The following is a 4,523-nucleotide window of genomic DNA, read 5'->3' on the forward strand; positions in this document are numbered from 1 at the left end:
GCGCAGACGTCAACGGGCCGACTGCGATTGCGCTGTACACCGTGGCAATGGTGTTCGTGCTCCTCGCGCTCTACGTTGCGGCCGTCGTCACCGCCAACACGTTCTCGACCATCGTCGCGGGTCGAACCAAAACCATTGCCCTGGTGCGGCTTCTCGGCGCATCCGGGCGAGAACTGCGCCGGTCCGTCTCCCGCGAAGGCCTGTCCGTCGGCCTGCTCGGCGGTCTCGTCGGACTCGTCGTCGGAATCGCCCTGAGCCACCTGACACGAGCGGTGGCCGTCGCGGCCGACAAACTCCCCGACGTCGACTACACCGTTGTTCAGCCTCTCGTGGCGCTGCTTGTGGTCATCGTCTTCGTCACCACCTGGCTCGCGTCGTACGTCGGCGCGAAGCGCGTACTCGAGGTGACGCCCATCCAGGCCACCGGCGCCGTCGTGGAATCACCCGGAGGCAACGACTCGAGACGGGTCCGAACGACGTTGGCAATAGTGCTGATCGGCGGCGGGTTCGTACTGCTCGGCCTCGGCGCCGTGATCGGATCGATCACCCCGCTCGGTGTCCTCGTCGCATTCTTCGGCGGCGCTGCATCGTTCACCGGCATCCTGGTGGGCGCGCATCGCATCGTGCCCTGGATTCTCCGGACGGTCGGCCGGGCATTCGGCGACACACCCGCGTCGCGACTCGCTTCGGCGAACGCCACCCGCTATCCCGAACGCAGCACCCGGACCGCGATGGGCCTTCTCATCGGCGTCACGCTCGTCGTGACGTTCGCGGTAGCGATGTACAGCTACCGCGACATGCTGCAGGAGGAATACAGCGACGAATCGCTGGATCAGGTGTTGACGGTGACCGTCGGGATCATGACCGGCCTGATCGGCTTCTCCGGCGTCATCGCCGCCGTCGGAATGGTCAACAATCTCTCCCTGAGCATCATGCAGCGCACCCGCGAACTCGGGCTCCTGCGTGCACTCGGGTTCACCCGCAAGCAGATTCGAGGAATGATCGTGTCGGAAAGTGCACAGATGGTGATCGCATCGATGGGGTTCGGTCTGCTCCTCGGCATCGTGTACGGCTGGGCCGCAGCACAATCTCTGCTCGGATCGATCGCGCAGTCGGGCTTTCAGCTGCCGACGCTGCCCTGGGCAGTCATCGCCGGCACCGTGCTGTGTGCCGCGCTGCTCGCACTCGGTGCGTCACTGGTGCCGTCGCGACGCGCCAACTCCATCTCCCCCGTCGTCGCACTGTCCGACGCCTGAGTTTCCCAGCGCTACGCGCCGCAGCCCTACTTGCCCCTGCGTGCGAGTACCAGCGCGAAACGATCCTGCTCGTCCGTCCAGAACTCGTCGATGTGGAAACCCGCATCGACGAGTTCTGCTTCGATGCCGTCGCGGCCGAACTTCGCCGAGATTTCCGTGCGGAGTTCCTCTCCCTCGTCGAAGGTGATATCGAGATCGAGGTCCTCGATGCGCACGTGCTGCGCGGTTTTCGCACGAAGTCGCATCTCGATCCACTCGCTCTCGGAATTCCACAGCGCCACATGCTCGAACGCCTCGAGGTCGAAGTTGGCCCCGAGCCGGTCGTTGAGCACCGACAGGACGTTGGCGTTGAACCGAGCCGTCACACCTGCCGCGTCGTCGTAGGCCGGGACGAGGATGTTCTCGTCGATGACCAAGCCGACTCCCAGCAACAGGAATTCACCGTCGATCAACGCATCTGCGATGTCCGCCAGGAACTCCGCTCGTTCCCCGGGAATCAGATTGCCCAGCGTTCCACCGAGAAACGCGATGGTGCGTCGCCCGTCGGCGGGGAGATTCTGCAACGTATCGGTGAAATCACTGACGATGCCCTGCACGTCGAGCGAAGGGAATTCGTTCGAAATCTGCACGATCGCACCTTCGAGAGCCGACGGCGACACGTCCTGCGGAACGTAGCGATGCAACGACCCGTGCTCGACGCCTGCGCTCAACAGCAACCGTGTCTTTTCCGAGGAACCCGAACCCAGCTCGACGAGTATGGGCGCATCGGTACGTTCGGCGATGTCCGTGGCATGCGCTTCGATGAGCGCGCGTTCGGTGCGCGTCGGGTAGTACTCCGGCAGTTCGGTGATCTGCTCGAACAGTTCGCTTCCGGTGGCGTCGTAGAACCACTTGGGCGAGACCCATTTCGGCGTTGCCGTCAGACCGAGACGTGCGTCCGAACGCAGGTCGTCCAGCAGCTTGTCGGGCGAGATGTGAACGTCCAGCGTGATATCGGGCACGGTTCTCCTTCAGTCGAGTTCGATGATGTCGAGGTCACTGATGTTCGAGGTCACTGATGTTCGAGGTCACTGATGTCGACGCTCCCGGGTTTGGCGACGACGAACTTGTGGTCTTCGATGGCCACCCAGTGCGCATCGTCGTCCAGGGGTTCCGACGCAATGACGACCGAGTCGTCGGAACGCAGAACGGACAGCGAGTGATGAACCGCGGTGGCGAAGAGCGTGTTTCCGTCGCTGAGCAGCAGGTTGAGTCGAGCCCGCGGCGACGCCGACAGCACACGCGCGGTCAGCATGCGCAGGGCCTTTTCCGGCTCGTGCGACCGAAGCAGGTGCCGCAGAGCAATCCACAGGGCCGCAGAATCGCTCGGCGCAGGCATCGTCAACACGTCGGCGGGCGGCACCTCCGCGACGACGTCGACGAGAGTGTCGGGCCAGCCGAACACGACGCCGTTGTGACTGAAAGCCCAGGTGTCGTCCGTGAACGGCGCACATGCGCTGCGCTCCACCGGCATTCCGACGGTGGCCGACCGGACCGCCGCGACGACGGCGGTGGCGTCGACCCCGCCGAGTACGTCCTCGACGATCGGATCGGACCAGATGGGCATCGCATTGCGATAGCTGCGCACGACGTCACCGTTCCACCACGCGGCGCCGAACCCGTCGGCGTTGATGGTGCCGCCCCCACGCATGTCCTTCGGCGCCCACGACTGCACCCGTAGCGAATTGGTGCCCCCGGTGAGCAGTTCTCCGACGGACCGGCTGGGCCCGAGGTAGCCCAGATGCCTACACATCCGCTACGTCCCGCGCGCATCTGAACCCAGCGAAGATCTGACGCCTGATCGGGTGGTCCCAGTTGCGGAACGTCCCACGGCACGCCACTTCGTCGGTGCCGAACGAGCCACCGCGCAACACCTTGTAATCGCCGCGGAGAAACACTTCGGAGTATTCGGCGTAGGGGAACGGCTCGAAGCCCGGGTACGGCTCGAAGTCCGAGGACGTCCACTCCCACACATCGCCGATGAGCTGTTGAACACCCTGGGCGGACGCACCCGCGGGATACGCACCGACTTCGGCGGGTTCGAGGTGGCGTTGGCCGAGATTGGCGTGCGCTTCGGTGGGTTCGGTGTCGCCCCACGGATACTTGCGGACCGTGCCCGTCGACGGATCGAACCGCGCAGCCTTCTCCCATTCGGCCTCGGTGGGAAGACGCTTGCCCGCCCACCGCGCATACGCCTGCGCCTCGTAGAAGCACACGTGCACCACCGGCTGCTCCGGCCGCAGCTTCGCCGTCACCCCGAACGCGCGGCGCCACCACGAGCCGTCGGAGTCGCGCTCCCAGAACTGCGGAGCACGTAGACCTTCGGTAGTTCGGTGCGCCCAGCCGCGCTCGGTCCACAACTCGCGGCGGTCGTAGCCACCCTGCTCCACGAACTCCACGTACTGCCCGTTGGTGACGGGTGCGACATCGAGGGCGAACGTGGGCACATACACCGAATGCGCCGGCCGCTCGTTGTCCAAGGCCCAGGGGTCGAGCGTGGTGCCCATCGTGAACTCGCCGCCCTCGACGATGACCTCGCCCTCTGCTCGCACCTGCGCCCTCGGCGGTTCCGGCGCAGTCAATACCGCAGGGCCCGTACGCAATTGATGGGTCGCGAGCATCGTCTCGTCGTGCTGCTGCTCGTGCTGCGCGACCATCCCGAATGCGAACCCGTCACGTTCGAGCCTGCGACCGTCCAACGGGCTCGCACCGAGCACGTCCCACACCTTGGAGCGCACCTCCGCCACGTACGCCCTGGCCTCGTCGGGCGAAAGCAACGGCAGCGACGGCCTGCTCGACCGTGAGTGCTTGAACGCGTCGTACAACTCGTCGATGTCCTGCCGCACCGGGTCACGGCCACCCACGTCCCGGACGAGCCACAGCTCCTCCTGATTGCCGATGTGTGCGAGGTCCCAGACGAGGGGGCTCATCAGCGGCGAGTGCTGAGCGAGCAGATCTTTCTCTTCGACGCTCTCGGTGAGGGCGGCGCTACGAGCCCGACTGCGGGTGAGAACGGCTTCGACCTTGCTTCTGAGCTGCTCGGTGCTTGTCACGCCGGCTCCCTGTCCGTCGATGAGTTGGTCAGTAAGGACGCTGTGGGTGGGTCTCCTCGGCGGCAACGCATCGCTGCGGCGGTGAGGATGTCACTGTGCTCGGGCGAGCGCTCTGCCGCGAGGTGTAGCAACGCCTCCGCTGTAGTTCGCAACCCATCGTCGGCGAGCCCTACGC

General features: G+C 65.3%; 4 protein-coding genes. 1 reads left to right on the forward strand and 3 read right to left on the reverse strand.

Annotated features, from left to right (window positions below; genetic code table 11):
- Nucleotides 1-1,256 (forward strand): ABC transporter permease (locus WBQ44_RS17630; RefSeq protein ID WP_495567966.1); only part of this gene is annotated, 1,256 nt, incomplete at its 5' end.
- A 26-nt stretch (nucleotides 1,257-1,282) separates the two neighbouring features.
- Here the strand turns inward: WBQ44_RS17630 and egtD are convergent.
- From egtD to egtB, 3 genes are read right to left on the reverse strand one after another with little or no spacing between them, the layout of a single operon-like run.
- Nucleotides 1,283-2,257, reverse strand: a complete 975-nt coding sequence (egtD, locus tag WBQ44_RS17635; RefSeq protein WP_495567967.1) for an L-histidine N(alpha)-methyltransferase — start codon at nucleotides 2,255-2,257, stop codon at nucleotides 1,283-1,285.
- A 50-nt stretch (nucleotides 2,258-2,307) separates the two neighbouring features.
- Nucleotides 2,308-3,048 (reverse strand): ergothioneine biosynthesis protein EgtC, encoded by a 741-nt coding sequence (egtC, locus tag WBQ44_RS17640; protein ID WP_495567968.1) that lies wholly within the window; start codon nucleotides 3,046-3,048, stop codon nucleotides 2,308-2,310.
- Nucleotides 3,041-4,348 (reverse strand): ergothioneine biosynthesis protein EgtB, encoded by a 1,308-nt coding sequence (gene egtB, locus WBQ44_RS17645; RefSeq protein ID WP_495567969.1) that lies wholly within the window; start codon nucleotides 4,346-4,348, stop codon nucleotides 3,041-3,043. The genes egtC and egtB overlap by 8 nt, the downstream gene beginning before the upstream one ends.
- Nucleotides 4,349-4,523: the final 175 nt, after the last annotated feature.

It is taken from the genome of Rhodococcus sp. (in: high G+C Gram-positive bacteria) (assembly GCF_049591685.1).
Taxonomy (GTDB): Bacteria; Actinomycetota; Actinomycetes; order Mycobacteriales; family Mycobacteriaceae; genus Rhodococcoides.

What these genes read in the sequence shown, in the direction of transcription:
- egtC (WP_495567968.1), bottom strand. Translation starts at nt 3,048, where the DNA reads ATGTGTAGGCATCTGGGCTACCTCGGGCCCAGCCGGTCCGTCGGAGAA.